Source organism: Synechococcus sp. H55.10 (assembly GCF_047502715.1).
Lineage (GTDB): Bacteria > Cyanobacteriota > Cyanobacteriia > Thermostichales > Thermostichaceae > Thermostichus.
On record NZ_JANSJJ010000035.1, the window covers coordinates 1 to 14,838 of the forward strand.

General features: G+C 59.5%; 14 protein-coding genes. 11 read left to right on the forward strand and 3 right to left on the reverse strand.

All coding sequences use genetic code 11. The features are described from left to right. The 5 genes from NW858_RS02785 to NW858_RS02805 form a co-directional block, all read left to right on the forward strand. A partial coding sequence (locus NW858_RS02785; RefSeq protein ID WP_414519694.1) for an RNA-guided endonuclease InsQ/TnpB family protein occupies positions 1–1,121 on the forward strand: 1,121 nt, incomplete at its 5' end. Between the two features lie 241 nt (positions 1,122–1,362). Then, entirely contained in the window at positions 1,363–3,090 is a 1,728-nt protein-coding gene (locus tag NW858_RS02790; protein WP_414519696.1) for an ABC transporter permease, read from the forward strand. A gap of 18 nt (positions 3,091–3,108) precedes the next feature. Beyond that, positions 3,109–4,482, forward strand: a complete 1,374-nt coding sequence (locus tag NW858_RS02795) for a nitrate/sulfonate/bicarbonate ABC transporter ATP-binding protein (RefSeq protein ID WP_414336097.1) — start codon at positions 3,109–3,111, stop codon at positions 4,480–4,482. A 51-nt stretch (positions 4,483–4,533) separates the two neighbouring features. After that, the gene (locus NW858_RS02800) at positions 4,534–5,181 is read left to right on the forward strand and encodes a DUF4433 domain-containing protein (RefSeq protein WP_414337017.1); all 648 of its coding nucleotides are present in this window, start codon (positions 4,534–4,536) and stop codon (positions 5,179–5,181) included. A 12-nt stretch (positions 5,182–5,193) separates the two neighbouring features. Then, positions 5,194–6,264, forward strand: a complete 1,071-nt coding sequence (locus NW858_RS02805; RefSeq protein WP_414337015.1) for a macro domain-containing protein — start codon at positions 5,194–5,196, stop codon at positions 6,262–6,264. A 249-nt stretch (positions 6,265–6,513) separates the two neighbouring features. On the opposite strand, the gene ndk is transcribed toward NW858_RS02805, so the two are convergent. The 3 genes from ndk to NW858_RS02820 form a co-directional block, all read right to left on the reverse strand. Further along, complete coding sequence (gene ndk / locus NW858_RS02810; protein WP_414335826.1) at positions 6,514–6,963, reverse strand: nucleoside-diphosphate kinase; 450 nt, start codon at positions 6,961–6,963, stop codon at positions 6,514–6,516. 74 nt (positions 6,964–7,037) lie between these two features. Then, on the reverse strand, positions 7,038–7,697 hold the full coding sequence (locus tag NW858_RS02815) for a HupE/UreJ family protein (RefSeq protein WP_414519699.1): 660 nt from the start codon (positions 7,695–7,697) through the stop codon (positions 7,038–7,040). A 72-nt stretch (positions 7,698–7,769) separates the two neighbouring features. Continuing rightward, positions 7,770–8,282 (reverse strand): hypothetical protein, encoded by a 513-nt coding sequence (locus NW858_RS02820; protein ID WP_414348121.1) that lies wholly within the window; start codon positions 8,280–8,282, stop codon positions 7,770–7,772. A gap of 62 nt (positions 8,283–8,344) precedes the next feature. On the opposite strand from NW858_RS02820, the gene NW858_RS02825 reads away from it, so the two are divergent. The 6 genes from NW858_RS02825 to NW858_RS02850 form a co-directional block, all read left to right on the forward strand. Then, positions 8,345–8,698 carry an MGMT family protein gene (locus tag NW858_RS02825; protein ID WP_414335821.1) on the forward strand — a complete coding sequence of 118 codons (354 nt, stop codon included), beginning with the start codon at positions 8,345–8,347 and terminating at the stop codon, positions 8,696–8,698. A gap of 107 nt (positions 8,699–8,805) precedes the next feature. Then, a complete protein-coding gene (locus NW858_RS02830; RefSeq protein ID WP_414519701.1) occupies positions 8,806–10,860 on the forward strand; it encodes a bifunctional metallophosphatase/5'-nucleotidase in 2,055 nt (684 codons plus the stop codon). Positions 10,861–10,999: 139 nt separating this feature from the next. Beyond that, the gene (locus NW858_RS02835; RefSeq protein WP_414519703.1) at positions 11,000–11,650 is read left to right on the forward strand and encodes a hypothetical protein; all 651 of its coding nucleotides are present in this window, start codon (positions 11,000–11,002) and stop codon (positions 11,648–11,650) included. A gap of 50 nt (positions 11,651–11,700) precedes the next feature. Beyond that, the gene (locus tag NW858_RS02840; RefSeq protein ID WP_414348126.1) at positions 11,701–12,165 is read left to right on the forward strand and encodes a GUN4 domain-containing protein; all 465 of its coding nucleotides are present in this window, start codon (positions 11,701–11,703) and stop codon (positions 12,163–12,165) included. A gap of 47 nt (positions 12,166–12,212) precedes the next feature. Next, the gene (locus NW858_RS02845) at positions 12,213–12,953 is read left to right on the forward strand and encodes a DUF1995 family protein (RefSeq protein ID WP_414335814.1); all 741 of its coding nucleotides are present in this window, start codon (positions 12,213–12,215) and stop codon (positions 12,951–12,953) included. A 651-nt stretch (positions 12,954–13,604) separates the two neighbouring features. Further along, positions 13,605–14,838, forward strand: a 1,234-nt coding sequence (locus NW858_RS02850) for an RNA-guided endonuclease InsQ/TnpB family protein (RefSeq protein WP_414519706.1), incomplete at its 3' end; no start/stop codon positions are given.

A 14,838-nucleotide genomic window follows, 5' to 3' on the forward strand; every position in this document is an offset into this window, starting at 1 on the left:
GCCGTAGGCCTTACTGGGTCAACCAAAACACACCAGAGAAGGTGGTCAACCCAGTCAAGCTTCAATCGCTCTGCTACTGCGCAATTCGTACCCGCTTTGGGCTATCCAGCAACCTGGCACAACAGGTATGCAGAAGGTTGGCCGGTGCCCGCAAGGTTGCCCAGCAAAAGAATCGTCCGGTCAAAGCCTTCAAGTCTGGCTCTGTTACCTACGATGCCCGCATCTTTTCTTTCCGCGAGAAGGACTGGACGGTGTCGCTGACCACCGTTGAGGTACGCGAACGCTTTGAGCTGGGTGTTGGCTCCTACCAGCGTGGGATGCTGGCGGGTTCTCATCCCAAAGCAGCCACGTTGGTCAAACGCCAAGACGGTTCCTACTCCATTCAAATTTGCGTGGAGTCTGAGGCGCCGGAGCCACGAGACACCACCGGGGCGATTGGTGTGGACTTGGGTAGGAGAGATATTGCCCATACTTCTGAGGGAGACCACTGGAATGGACAGCAGCTGAACCGGGTCAGAGACCACTACTCCCGGTTGAGAGCAGTTCTCCAACGCAAGGCCAGTAGGGGCACACGCAGCACTCGGCGTCGGTGTCGGGAGCTGCTGCAACGGTTGCCTGGCAAGGAAAGACGCTTTCAAACTTGGGTGAACCATCGCATCTCCAAGTCCATTGTTGCTAGGGCACTGGCCACCCACCGTTTTATTGCCTTGGAAGACCTGACCGGGATCCGGGGGCGTACCAACCAACAGCCGCGTAGTAAAGTCGAGCGGCGACGAGCGAACAGTGAGGCCTACGGCCCGCTAGCGCGAGGGGCGTTCTACCCGTTGCGGCAGTTTGTGCAGTACAAGCCAGCCAGAGCAGGGATCCAGGTGGTGGTGGTGCCGCCTGCCTACAGCTCGCAGACCTGCCACCGCTGCTTGTGGATTGGGCAGCGGGAAGGGAAGCATTTTCGTTGTGTCAACCCGGCCTGTGGTTGGGAAGGGGATGCGGATTTTAACGGTGCCAACGTGATTGCCCTTTTGGGGGTCGCTGTAAACCGGCCTAGAGGCCCGTGGTTGGCTTGCCAACTGCAGGGCTACCAGAAGCCCGCTCCGTACCGCTTAGCGGTCGGAGTCGGGTAGTTTACGGTGCCTATTTCAGGTAGTATTGCTGGGTGTGGGTTTTCTGAGTTTAGAAATAGACCGCGACCTCAACGCAGTGGAAAGCCTGGCGTGGAGTTTCCTGTTGCGGGGTTGGGAGCCGGCCAGTTAGGAAACGCGGAAGCAGGAAGTAAAGCGGCAACGCTGCAGAGGCTGAGGACTCTATTCTGCGGGGCGGGGTGGGGATGCTTTGTTACCGTTTCGTGAACCTTTCGGAGCGGACATGAGGACTTTTCCTTCTCCAGAGGTACTCCGTCGGCTGCCGGCTGGGGCTGCTGATGGGGCTATTATTCTGGGCACGTTGGTTCTCCTGGCCTTGGTGGCGCAGGTGGGGACGGGGGCTTTTGAGCAGTTTCAGCCGCCGGCGCTGGTGCCCCGAGTCGACCTGGATCCGCGCAACCTGCCCTACTACGCCGCCCGCTCCACCTTGCGCATGTTCATCGCCCTCTTCTTTTCCACCCTTTTTACCCTGATCTACGGGTATATCGCTGCCAAAAGTCGCTGGGCGGAGCGAATTTTGATCCCTTTGCTGGACATCCTGCAATCGGTGCCGGTGTTGGGGTTTCTCTCCATTACCGTTACCGGCTTTATCGCGCTTTTTCCCGGCAGCCTGCTGGGTCTGGAGGCGGCTTCTATCTTCGCCATCTTCACCAGCCAGGTTTGGAACATGACTTTTTCTTTTTACCAATCCTTGCGCACCCTGCCGCAGGAGCTGGTGGAAGCGGCCACCCTCTACCGCTTGTCGGGCTGGCAGCGCTTCGTCCAGTTGGAAGTGCCGGCAGCGATGGTGGGCCTCATCTGGAACGCCATGATGAGTTTTGGCGGGGGATGGTTCTTTGTGGCCGCCAGCGAGGCCATCAGTGTGCTTAACCAGGAGTACACCCTGCCCGGCCTGGGATCCTATGTGGAAGCCGCCATTCAAGCTGAAGATCTGCCCAAGTTGGGCTGGGCGCTTTTGACCATGGCGGTGGTGATCCTGCTGGTGGATCAGCTCTTCTGGCGGCCTCTGGTGGCCTGGTCGGATAAGTTTCGCCTGGAGCAGAGCGCCAGTGCGGCTGCCCCGGAGTCGTGGCTGTATGATCTGCTGACCGCAGCGCGGATCCCGCGGTTGCTGGGCAATTGGCTGGCTCCCTTCCGAGAATTGGCGGATCGGCTGTTGTCCTATTTAACTCGCCCGCGCTGGGGGGATCCACCCAATCCCGAGGCGGAGCGACGCCGCGAGCGGCTGTTGACTCAGCTCTCTTGGTTGGCCATTGGCGGGATCGGGATTTGGATTGTTCATTTTGTGTCCACCACCGTGGGTTTCGGGGAGGTGCTGCTGACCTTTGGGCTGGGGATCCTCACCCTGCTGCGGGTCAGCGTGCTGTTGGTTTTCGCCACCGTGATCTGGACGCCGATCGGAGTGGCCATCGGCTTTAATCCACGCCTGGCAAAGTTGCTGCAGCCGGTGGTGCAATTTCTGGCAGCTTTTCCGGCCAATTTCCTCTTTCCATTTGCCACGCTGTTTTTCATCCGCACCCAAATTAGCATTGAGTGGGGCAGCATTTTGCTGATGTCGTTGGGAGCGCAGTGGTACATTCTCTTTAACTCCATTGCCGGCGCCCAGAGCATTCCCACAGATTTGCGCGAGATGGCCGTGGACGTGGGCTTGCGGGGATGGCAGCTCTGGCAAAAGCTGATTATTCCGGGGATCTTTTCTGCCTGGGTTACCGGGGGGATCACGGCCAGCGGCGGCGCTTGGAACGCTAGCATTGTCTCGGAGATCGTGGCCTGGGGATCCACCACTCTCAAGGCTACGGGATTGGGCACCTATATCGCTGAGGCAACGGCGGTGGGAGATTGGCCCCGCATTACTTTGGGCATTGGCATGATGAGCTTGTTTGTGGTGGGCATCAATCGCCTTTTCTGGCGGCGGTTGTATCAATTGGCAGAAGAAAAATATCACCTTTAATCTTTGAGGCTATCTGATATGAGTTCTGCAGCTTCTCCGGTTCTGATCGAAGTTGAGAGGGTCTACAAGCGCTTTCCTTTGCCGGAGGGCAAGGGCGAGTTTACGGTTTTAAGCCAGATAGATTTGCAAGTGCGGGCAGGGGAAGTTTTGGCTTTGTTGGGCCGCAGCGGCAGCGGCAAAAGCACCCTGCTGCGCATCATGGCGGGCCTGATCCCGCCTAGCGAAGGGCGAGTGTTGAGCAATGGACGTCCTCTGCGGGGCCCCAACCCGGATGTGGCCATGGTGTTTCAGAGTTTTGCTCTCTTGCCCTGGCTGACGGTGCAGGAAAATGTGGAGCTGGGGCTGCAGGCTCAAGGGATCCCGCGCGAGATCCGGCGGCAAAGGGCCCTCAAGGCCATCGACCTGGTGGGCCTGGATGGGTTCGAGAACGCCTACCCCAAGGAACTCTCGGGGGGCATGAAGCAGCGGGTGGGCTTTGCCCGCGCCTTTGTTCTAGAGCCCAAGGTGCTGTTTATGGACGAGCCCTTCAGCGCTCTGGACGTGCTGACGGCGGAGAACTTGCGGGGGGAGATCGACGAGCTCTGGAACACCCAGGCCTTCCCTTCCCAGAGCATTCTCATCGTTACCCACAACATCGAAGAGGCCGTGTTTTTGGCGGATCGGGTGGTGATCCTGGGATCCAAGCCGGGGCGGATCCGGGGAGAGGTGAAAATCGACCTGCCGCGGCCCCACGAACGTACGGATCCCCGCTTCAAGTCCCTGGTCGACTACATCTACGAGATCATGACCAATCCGGAGATCCCGGTAACCGGCGAGGTGGCTGCCCCCACTTCGGTAAGCAGTAGGGCAACTTCTCCCTACGCGCTGCCCCTGCCCCATGCGCGGGTGGGCGGCATCAGTGGTTTGCTGGAGCTGATTGTGGAATGGCCGCAGGCACGGGTAGAGATTGCCGAGCTGGCCGAGCGGCTGCAACTGGCGGTGGATGACTTGCTGCCGATTTTGGATGCGGCGGTGCTGTTGGGCTTTGCCGAGGTAAGCGGCAGGGTGGTACAACTGACCGAGATCGGCCAAGACTTTGCCAACACCACCATCTTGCGCAGCAAGGATCTCTTCCGACAGCAGCTTTTGGCACGGGTGCCGGTCTTCAAGAGCATCCTGCAGACGCTGGAAGAAAAAAACAGCCGCTCCATGCGGGCGGACTTCTTCTTGGATCTCTGGGACGAACATTTTCCCCACGAGGAAGCTGAGCGGCAGTTTGCTACAGCCGTTGACTGGGGGCGCTATGCGGAGCTCTTTGAGTACGATGCCTCGGAAGAGCGGCTGTATCTCCCGGATCCCAGCGAAAGCTCCGCCGCTTCTGAGCCTGTCGGCCTTGATTCCCGTTCTGGCTAGGGCCAGCTTGGCTTTGCCTTTTCCAAAGCTGGGTCGTAGGTTAGAGGTACGATGCCTATCCCAGAAAGCCCGAAAATTTACCACATCACTCATGTGGACAACTTGCAAGGTATCGTAACTGCCGGCGGCCTACTTTCTGACGCGGCAATCCTGCAGCAAGGCGGGCCGACGCAAATAATTGGCATGTCCAAAATCAAGCGGCGCCGAATCGAGGAGCTGGAAGTTGCCTGTCACCCCGACACAAAAGTCGGCGACTATGTTCCCTTTTATTTTTGCCCGCGCTCGATCATGCTTTATGTTATCCACTGCGCCAACCACCCCGAGTTGGCCTATCGCGGCGGGCAGACCCTAGTCGTACACCTCGAAGCCGATCTGTACCGGGTCATCAATTGGGCTGACCACAGTGGAACTCGATGGGCTTTCTCCCTCTCCAATGCAGGGGCACGCTACACTGAGTTTCGCGCACAACTCGACTGTCTTGGTGAGCTAGACTGGGATGCCATTAGTGCTAGGGATTTTCGCAACTCAGATATTAAAGAGCGCAAGCAGGCAGAATTTCTCGTCCATGGCTATTTCCCTTTTGATCTCGTTGAAAGGATCGGAGTGTGCCAGGCTAGCGTCAAAGACAGGGTCAACCAAGCATTGGCAGGAAGTAGGTATAATCCTGCGGTTGAAGTCCGTGCCGATTGGTATTTTTAGCGGAGAGAGGCCATGAACCTCGAGTACTGTGTCGGGGATATCCTGAAAGCGGATGCGGAAGCGCTGGTCAATTCCGTTAACTGCGTTGGCGCCATGGGCCGTGGCATTGCGCTGCAGTTCAAAAAAGCCTGGCCTGAGAACTTCAAGGCCTACGCAGCAGCTTGCCGACGGGGGGAGGTTCGGCCGGGCAAACTATTGGTTTTCGAGACAGGAAAGCTGACCAATCCGCGCTACATTATCAATTTTCCCACCAAGCGCCACTGGCGAGGGAAGTCGAGGATTGAGGACATTGAGGCTGGGCTGCAGTCCCTTGTCCAAGAGATCAGGCGCCTTGACCTACATTCGGTTGCTTTGCCACCCCTAGGCTGTGGCCTCGGTGGTCTCAGTTGGCCAGATGTTCGCTCCCGCATCGAGCGGGCACTGGCAACGCTCACGGATGTCCGCATTCTTGTCTATGAGCCGACTGAAGTTCAGCTTTTGCCGAAGAGCATGCGCCGTGGGCAGGTTTCCACCTTGACCCCGGGAAGAGCGGTGCTGGTGGGCCTCATGGAGCGTTACATCAACGGTCTACTGGTTCCCTTCGTTTCCCTGCTCGAGCTGCACAAGCTGATGTACTTCCTGCAGGAGGCCGGGGAGCCGCTGCGCCTGCGGTTCACGAAGGGCGTCTATGGCCCCTATGCTGAGAACCTGCGGCATGTTCTCAAGGAAATCGAAGGGCACTACATCTCCGGGTACGGATCGGGGGGTGACCAACCGGACAAGAAGCTAGAGCTTGTGCCTGGCGCCGTTGAGGAGGCCTACAGCTACCTCGCCAGTCAGCCGGAGACGAGAGAACGTTTCGAGCGTGTTAGCGACCTCGTGGAGGGTTTTGAGTCGCCATATGGTTTAGAACTGCTCGCCACTGCCCATTGGATCATAACTCGCGACCACCCCAGCACGGCGGAGGAGCTGGTGGAGGGTTTCCACGCCTGGGCGGAAAGAAAGCGACGATTCAGCAAGAAACAAATCCTGCTCGCCACTCAAGTTTTGGTAGAGAAGGGATGGGTCAGGGCCTTTCCGACGCAGCAGTTCGCAACCAGCTAAAGCAGGTTCGAGATATGGTCATTCCAGGCTAGATCGAGACAGCTCCCAAGCGCTCCGCGCCGCTACCCCCAGCCCCTCTCCCAGAGAGAGAGGGGAGTTGTGGATGAACTTGAAGAACTGTTTCATCGCTATTTGATAATTTGATTCCTGCCCCGGATCGCTGTACAGTTTTCCTCTCTAGCCTCTGTTCAAAGGGAGAAGAGAACTAGGGATCGACGCGACGAGCCATTTTGCTGCCGCCGGCTATGCCTACTCGTAAATCCAGCTTTGGGTGGCGGGCGTCCAGCTTACCAGCTCGGATTCCTGGAACCAAAGGGCGATCTCCCGTTGGGCGGTCTCGGGGCCATCGGAGCCATGGACGAGGTTGCGGCCAATATCAATGCCAAAATCGCCGCGGATGGTGCCCGGCTCGGCGTCCAAAGGGTTGGTCTTGCCGATGAGCTTGCGAGCGGCAGCAATCACCCCTTTGCCCTGCCAGACCATGGCCACCACCGGCCCTGAGGTGATGAACTTCACCAAACCGGGGAAGAAGGGGCGCTCCTTGTGTTCAGCGTAGTGGGCTTCCGCCAGCTCTTGGCTTACCTGCACCAGCTTTAGGCCCACCAATTGGTAGCCCCGGCTTTCCAGGCGCTGGATGATGGTGCCCACCAGACCCCGCTGCACGCCGTCTGGCTTAATGGCGATAAAGGTGCGCTCCATGGGATCTCCCCTTGTTGTTACTCATCTTCACCGTTATCCTTGTACCGGATTGGGGATCCCCAGTGCAAGGGTGTCTAGGAGCTCACCACCGCCAACGTTAGGAATATAGCCCCCACTATTGCAATCATCCAGCCGGCACTGCGGATTAAGCCAGGGATCCTCTCTGCCCAGGTTTCAGCCGCCCAGAGGGCAAGGAGCGCTACCCCATATTGAACGGTGCTCAACCCCAGCAGATAGCCCAGCCAGGGCATGGGTTCGGCACCGATGATCGCTTCGGCATAGGCATAGCCATGGAATAGCCCCGCCAGGGATCCCCACAGCAGCAAGAGCCAACTTGGGATCTGCCGCGATTGAACCAGCAGTAGGCCAAAGAGAACTATGGAGCAAGCAATGGCCAACTCGGTTAGCCCCAGGGGATCCCAGCCGGCCAGGTGGATCCCGGTGCCCACCAGACCGGCCAGCACAAAGCCCAGCGGGATCCCATAGCGCCAGGGCTGCCCCGCCGCAATGAGACCAATGGCCACCACAAAGGCCAGGTGATCCGGGCCGATCACCGGATGGGCCAGGCCCGACAAAAACCCCTCCCACCCTGTGGCCGGCAATCTCCCGCCCAGAGCGTGGTGGGCAAGAGCCGGCCAAGAGGTCAGCCAGGCGATCCCCGCCCCCAGGCCGATGGCCCAGCCGCCGCCCACTTGAGCAGGCAAGGCCAAAGGTCGCTGCCACTGCCAAGACATGCTTTTTGCTCCCTCACGATTGAACCTATGCGAAGGGGTCTAAGCTTGCTGTACCCATTTCTTTTCTAGTCTTCAAAGGCGCTCGCTGTACCCTTGTAGGTTCTCCGGTTCATATTGGCGCAAAATCCGCGTCGCCTCCCGGAGACGGGTTTCGCTCTCTTCCTGCACAATGAGCACGTACTTGCCCGCGTTGAGGCGGTTGCGGTAGGCCAGGGCATCGCCGGAGCCGCTGGTCAGGCCCACTCCTCCCCCGACAAAAAAGCTGCCCATGGCTCCACCCAGGGCACCCAACAGGCCGCCGATTAGGTGGTTGCCCAGGGATCCCGCCCAGGCAAAGGTATCCAGGCCGCTGAGGACGCTGAACCCCACTCCCGCCAAAAAGCCAAAGGGCACCAGCCAAATGGCCAGGCGCTGCATCTGCCGGCGGGCTGCTTGGGCCGGATCGATGAGCCCAAATTCATCCGCCGTTTTGTAGCCTCGCCCCAGCAGGTGCAGCCGCTCCAGAGGGAAGCCGGCTTGTTCCAGAGCGCTATAGGCCGCCTCGGCAGCCATGCGATCCGGCAGTACCGCAATGAGATAACTCATAGGAAGAGCTGCGCTTGTTATCAGCCAACTCCATTGTCTCCTGAGTTTGGGTAGGGATCCCTATGACACCGGCTTGCCCCACCGAGGCCCAATCCATCAGCCTCTACCAGCGCTTCTATGAAGTTGTGCGGCGGATCCCGCCGGGGCGAGTGGCCACCTATGGGCAGGTGGCGCGGCTTGCCGGCTATCCGGGGTATGCTCGCCAGGTGGGCTATGCCCTGTTTCGCCTGCAAGGCCAAAAAACCGACATCCCCTGGCAGCGGGTGATCAACGCCCAAGGGCGCATCTCCTACTCCCCTTTTCGCCTCGGCTACGACGACCTGCAAAAAGTCTTACTCCAAGCCGAAGGGATCCCCTTCGACGCCGAGGGCCGGGTGGACTTGCACCAGTTTGGCTGGGATCCGCGGCAAGCTTAACCTGAGCTTGACCCAATCTTAAACAAGCCATAGCGAAACCTCCCGCCCAGCCCTGGTAACGTGAACGCGGATGCGTCTTGTCTCGTGGATGGAGTGAAGGAACTGTCATGAAATCAGCTTGTCGCGCTCGAGGGTTAGCCCCTGCCGAGGGAGGGCTTCCGGCTTGGCTGAACCCTCTGGCCAAGTCCCTGTGGGTTGGGCTGTGCTGTTTGGTGCTGGGCCTGGCCAGCGCCTGCGGTACCAGCAGTAGCTCAGTTCCTCCAGCCGGCGGAGGAGCGGGGTTTATCGCCTCGGATCCCAATGTCACCCTCTCCAGTCAACCGCCCGCCTTTACGCTGCAGATTTTGCACGCCAGCGACTTGGAAGCTTCCATTGCCGCCGTTCAGGACGCCCCCCGCTTCTCGGCGGTGGTGAATGCACTGCGGCCCCAATTTCCCAACACCGTGATCCTCTCCAGTGGCGACAACTACATTCCCAGCCCCTTCTACAACGCCAGCACGGATCCTTCCCTGCGAGGTCGGTATGACCGCACGCCTGGCAAAGCCGACATTGAAATCATCAACGCCATCGGTTTTGAGGCGTCTGCCTTTGGCAACCATGAATTTGACCAAGGCACGCGCCAAATTCGCGACCTGATCCGACCCGACAGCAGCCGCGGCTACGCGGGCGCCCGCTTTCCCTACTTGAGCGCCAACCTCAGCTTCAGCGGCACCGGCGAACTGGCCAGCTCTGACTTTGCTGCCGATGGCCAAGAGGCCAGCTCCATCCGCGGCAAGATCGTCAAGACGGCGGTGATCACGGTGGGAGGACAGCGGATTGGCTTGGTGGGTGCCACCACCACCCGCTTGGCCGCCATTTCCAGTCCCGGCCCTGAGGTGAGGGTGGAAGGCAGGGTGGACGACACCGACCAGGTGAACGCTGCCCTCATCCAGAATTTCGTCAACCAGCTCACTGGCCAGGGCATTAACAAGATCATCCTCCTGGCCCACCTGCAGCAGCTCCAAAACGAGGTAACCCTGGCCAGCCAACTGCGGGATGTCGATGTCATCATCGCCGGCGGCTCCCACCGTGTTATTGCCAAGCCCACCGACCGCCTCCGCCCTGAAGATGTGCGCACGGGCGATTACCCCATCCTGCGCACCTCAGCCAGTGGCCAGCCGGTGGCAGTGGTCAACACCGGCGCCAACTACCGCTACGTGGGCCGCTTGGTGGCCGGCTTCGACGCCAATGGGGTGATTGCCCGCATCGATCCGGTAAGCGGCGCCTATGCCACCGACGACCAAGGGGTGGCAGCCGTGCGCGGCACTCCCAACCCCGACGTGGTGCGGGTGGCCAACGAGATCGGCAACATCATCCGCACCAAGGATGGCCGCACCTTTGGCTCTACTACGCAATTCCTCAACGGCCTGCGGGCCGAGGTGCGCACCGAGGAAACCAACCTGGGCAACCTCACGGCTGATGCCAACTTGGCCTACGCCAAAACTGTCGATGCCACCACGGTTATCTCCCTGAAAAACGGGGGTGGCATTCGCGCTCCCATTGGGGCTACCACCGGCGGCGGCGGCGGCGAGCCGGTGCGGCGGATCCCTCCGCTGGCCAACCCCGATGCCGGCAAGCAGTCAGGCCAAGTTTCGCAACTGGATATCGAAACTGCCTTGGCCTTTAACAACGGCCTGTCGCTGGTGACCGTCACCGCCGAGGAGCTGAAGCAATTGATAGAACACGGGGTGGCGCAAAGCCAGCCAGGGGCCACGCCGGGCCGCTTCCCGCAGATTGGCGGCTTTGCCTTCAGCTTTGATCCGTCGCGACCACCGGGATCCCGCGTGATCTCTTTGCGGGTGGACACACCCACGGGCCGGGATGTGGTGGTGCGCAACGGCCAGTTGCAAGGGGATCCCCGCCGTACCTTCCGCCTGGTGACGCTGGACTTCTTGGCCAACGGTGGGGATGACTATCCCTTCCCGCGCCTGTCTAACCCCAACCGGGTGAACTTGGCCCCCAGCTCCGGCATCACTTTTGACACCCCCGGCAGCGAGCAGGATGCGCTGGCTCGCTACTTGCGGCAGATCGGCGTGTTCACCCAGGAGGATACCCCGGCTGCGCAAGATACCCGCATCCAGAACCTCTCGGTGCGCCAGGATACGGTGCTGCAAGGCCTCTAGTCTGAGCTGTTGCCGAGCCCGCCGCCCCTCTCCTTGCTGGGGGAGGGGTTGGCGTTTGTCGGGAGCAAGACCTTGGACTTTTGGGAAGGGATGTTGCCAAGTGGATCAGAAAGGATCGCTGGTAATTTAGGGATCCCTTTTGGGTTGTCCGGAAAACTTGATCCCTGAGACCGTTGTTTTTTGGGCAGTGTTGACGGATTTTGGTCAAGGATTGGAACTACGCTACTATCGAGCGAAATCGACTTTCCCTCCCTTCGCCATTATGACCCTGGAAACGTTTTTCACCCAGCTCAACGCCAACGGCTTGACGATTGCCATCCTGCTCTTTGCGGCTCCTTGGTTGGTTTGGGTTCTCTGCCACTGGATCCCGGGGCAGTGGGAAGAGCCTTTTTTGCTCAGCTTGAACATCGGCTTGGCAGCGGTGAGCCTTGTCCTCTGGGCCGGTTACTTGGCCTATGCCACCAACACGGCTGGCTGGCAGGCGGTGGTGAAGCAGGCGGATATGTTTCTGCTGCTGGTGCCTCCCTACTATTTTCTGAGCTCCATCTGGGTGGCACGGCAGCGCATGCCGCTCTCGCGGGTGCCGGCTTTCCGCACCTTGCAAGGGATCGGCCTCTTGGCGGCAGTCTATCTCATTTTTTCTTGGCTCAGCCGCCGGGTCTATGTTGTCTTTTTTTCCTACATGCCCTTCTCAGCCTTCTTGTGGATCCTGGCGGGGTTGCTAGGGGTGGCCTATCTTGGCTATCGCATCGTCTTTGGGAACCCGCCCAAGTATCCTCCTGAACCCTGAGTGGGCCGCCAACAGGGACTAGAATTCGAAAGAAACCTTTTGCAACGGCAATGGTGACAGTCCCTCTGATTTCAGCCCTGGACATTGACTATCGGCCTCTCCAGGAGTTGCTGGCGGCGGGAGCCTGGTTGGAAGCGGATCGGCTGAGCCTGCAATTGCTGTGCCGGGCAGCGGGAGAGGGGGCGGCGCGGCGGGGCTGGCTGTACTTTTCCGAAGTGAGCCGGATCCCGGCAGAGGATCTGCGCACCATCGATCGCCTGTGGCGGGCGGCCTCCGGGGATCGCTTCGGCTACTCGGTGCAGCGGCAGCTCTGGCTGGGGGTGAATCGCAACTGGGAGCGCCTCTGGCCGCTGATTGGCTGGAAACAAGGCTACCACTGGACCCGCTACCCCGACGAGTTCACCTGGGATCTGTCTGCCCCCAAAGGTCACCTGCCCCTTTCCAACCAACTGCGGGGGGTGCGGGTTCTGGAAGAACTGCTCACCCACAGGGCTTGGGAAGACTTGTCCGGCTGAGCGTCTGTTGCAATCTTGTTATCTGATGGATCTGATGGGATGAGACTGTGGCTGAACAACTGCAACTGACTCAGTTTCCCCACCTGCCCGGCGATCTGGCCCAAGCCTGCGAGCAGGCCATCCAGGCCACACGCCTGGCTATCCAGGCGGGGTATCGCCGCCTGCTCATCGAGATCCTCGCCCCCGACATCAAGCCGGAAGTCTTAGCCCGTCCGTTCTTGGAGCTGCTGCCGCCACCGGCTTTGGTGTTGTTCAGCGATGCCGGCGGAGCAGCCCTGGCCCAGCGGGAGTGGGGATCCCTTCCCGACGGGATGCAACTGCAAAGCCTGACCGCCCGCACGCAGCCTACACCAGACCAGAGCGTCCTGTTTGTAATGCCAGCAGTCTACAGCCTGGATCAGGTGGAGCGGGTCTGCCAGGTGGTGAGCGGCGGCGATCCTTCTGGGCTGGCTGCCAAAGGCCGGGATCCCAAGCCCGTCGTTCTCCTCAACCCACAACTTCAGGATGCCGCCGCAGTGGGGGTGGGGCTGGCCGGGCGCCGGCTGCGGCAACGCTTCCTGAGCACCTTTGAGACCAGTTACTACCTGCGCTCGCTGCTGGAAGGAGCCCTGTTTCGCGCCTACCCGGATCCCTGGAGCCTGTGGCAGCAGGAAGAGCCCGGCCTCTACAGCGTCCTCCAGACCTTTAGGGCTCGACCCAGCGGCGAAGAAGTGGCCGAGCTGTTTAGGGCCACCAGGAGAGGGGATCCCTGGTGGAGCTGGCGGCGCTGGCTGGGCGGGATCCCCTGATCGACCCGCAGCTTCAAGAAAGGGAGAATATCAAGACAACGTTTTATTGTTGGCCGCCTTCCCGGCTGCCGAACTGCTATCGGAGCGGATGAAATACACAGAACCATCTCCGATCCAGAAACTCTGCGGAGATGTTTTGTCTAGCCTTTTTATCGAGTAGGCGTTGACCGATGCTATCGCCTATGAGTTAGGAATCCAATTTGAAGGCGAAGACTCTTTTGTTATCAATCAAGGGAAACTTAGAGATAGAGTTGCCCACCAAATCTACGTTCACGACAACTGATTTTCCTACATTAAATTCGTAGAGGACGATCTCCTAAGCAAGATTGTCGGTTGTGTGGATCCCACAGTTGGACGAACAAAGCATCTTTTCGGATCCTTTTTTCAGAAAGTCTTGGGTCAAGGCACGGTGGCTATTGAAGAGGGGGAAGCTCGTTTGAGAGAGAGACAAGCAACTTCTTGACGAGTTCCTCTCTCTCTAGGAGAGGGGTTGGGGCTAAGGGTGGCGGCAAGAAGCGACCGGAAACCGCCTTAAACTATTCTGAAACGACCCCAAAGCTCCTGCCTTGCTTCAGCTAGAAACCGCAGGAGCCCCGCCCTGTACCCGTAGGGTCAGGGGCGGGAGCAATGCGGACGACGTATAGTTGTGACATGGCCCAAGTCCTGACTATCTCCTGCAAGCTCAAGGTGTCTGCTTCGCAAGCCGTGAAGCTAGAGGCAACCTTGTCGGCTTTTGCACAAGCACTCCTCGCGCCAGCGGGCCGTAGGCCTTACTGGGTCAACCAAAACACACCAGAGAAGGTGGTCAACCCAGTCAAGCTTCAATCGCTCTGCTACCGCGCAATTCGTACCCGCTTTGGGCTATCCAGCAACCTGGCACAACAGGTGTGCAGGCGGGTTGCAGGCTCGCGCAAAGTTGCTCAGCAAAAGAATCGTCCGGTCAAAGCGTTCAAGTCTGGCTTTGTTACCTACGATACCCGCATCTTTTCTTTTCGGGAGAAGGACTGGACGGTGTCGCTGACCACCGTTGAGGGGCGGGAACGCTTTGAGTTGGCAATGGGCAACTACCAGCGGGGCGTGTTGGCAGGCACCAATCCCAAATCGGCCACGCTCATCAAACGCAAAGATGGTTCTTACTACATCCAAATTTGCGTGGAGCGCGACCCACCAGAGCCACGAGACACCACCGGGGCGATTGGTGTGGACTTGGGTAGGAGAGATATTGCTCATACCAAGGACTCCGTCCCGCTGACGCGAACAGAAGGAGACCACTGGAATGGACAGCAGCTGAACCAGGTCAGAGACCACTACTCCCGCTTGAGAGCGGCTCTACAACGCAAGGCCAGCAAGGGCACACGCAGCACTCGGCGGAGATGTCGGCAACTGCTGCAACGGCTGTCTGGTCGGGAGAGGCGCTTTCAAGCTTGGGTCAATCACTGCATCTCCAAGTCTATTGTTGCTAGGGCACTGGCCACCCACCGTTTTATTGCCTTGGAAGACCTGACCGGGATCCGGGAGCGTGTCAACCAACAGCCACGCAGCAAGAGAGAGCGGCGGCGGGCGAACAGTGAGGCCTACGGCCCGCTAGCGCGAGGGGCGTTCTACCCGTTGCGGCAGTTTGTGCACTACAAGGCCGCCAGAGCAGGGATCCAGGTGGTGGTGGTGCCGCCTGCCTACAGCTCGCAGACCTGCCACCGGTGTTTGTGGCTTGGGCAGCGGGAAGGGAAGCGTTTTCGTTGTGTGAACCCGGCTTGTGGCTGGGAAGGGGATGCAGATTTGAACGGTGCCAACGTGATTGCCCTTTTGGGGGTCGCTGTAAACCGGCCCAGAGGCCCGTGGTTGGCTTGCCAACTGCAGGGCTACGGAAAGCCCGCTCCGTACCGCT

Bases quoted from the DNA above. Each gene is read 5' to 3' on its own strand.
- NW858_RS02790 (WP_414519696.1), top strand. From the start codon at position 1,363: ATGAGGACTTTTCCTTCTCCAGAGGTACTCCGTCGGCTGCCGGCTGGG.
- NW858_RS02795 (WP_414336097.1), top strand. From the start codon at position 3,109: ATGAGTTCTGCAGCTTCTCCGGTTCTGATCGAAGTTGAGAGGGTCTAC.
- NW858_RS02800 (WP_414337017.1), top strand. From the start codon at position 4,534: ATGCCTATCCCAGAAAGCCCGAAAATTTACCACATCACTCATGTGGAC.
- NW858_RS02805 (WP_414337015.1), top strand. From the start codon at position 5,194: ATGAACCTCGAGTACTGTGTCGGGGATATCCTGAAAGCGGATGCGGAA.
- ndk (WP_414335826.1), bottom strand. From the start codon at position 6,963: ATGGAGCGCACCTTTATCGCCATTAAGCCAGACGGCGTGCAGCGGGGT.
- NW858_RS02815 (WP_414519699.1), bottom strand. From the start codon at position 7,697: ATGTCTTGGCAGTGGCAGCGACCTTTGGCCTTGCCTGCTCAAGTGGGC.
- NW858_RS02820 (WP_414348121.1), bottom strand. From the start codon at position 8,282: ATGAGTTATCTCATTGCGGTACTGCCGGATCGCATGGCTGCCGAGGCG.
- NW858_RS02825 (WP_414335821.1), top strand. From the start codon at position 8,345: ATGACACCGGCTTGCCCCACCGAGGCCCAATCCATCAGCCTCTACCAG.
- NW858_RS02830 (WP_414519701.1), top strand. From the start codon at position 8,806: ATGAAATCAGCTTGTCGCGCTCGAGGGTTAGCCCCTGCCGAGGGAGGG.
- NW858_RS02840 (WP_414348126.1), top strand. From the start codon at position 11,701: ATGGTGACAGTCCCTCTGATTTCAGCCCTGGACATTGACTATCGGCCT.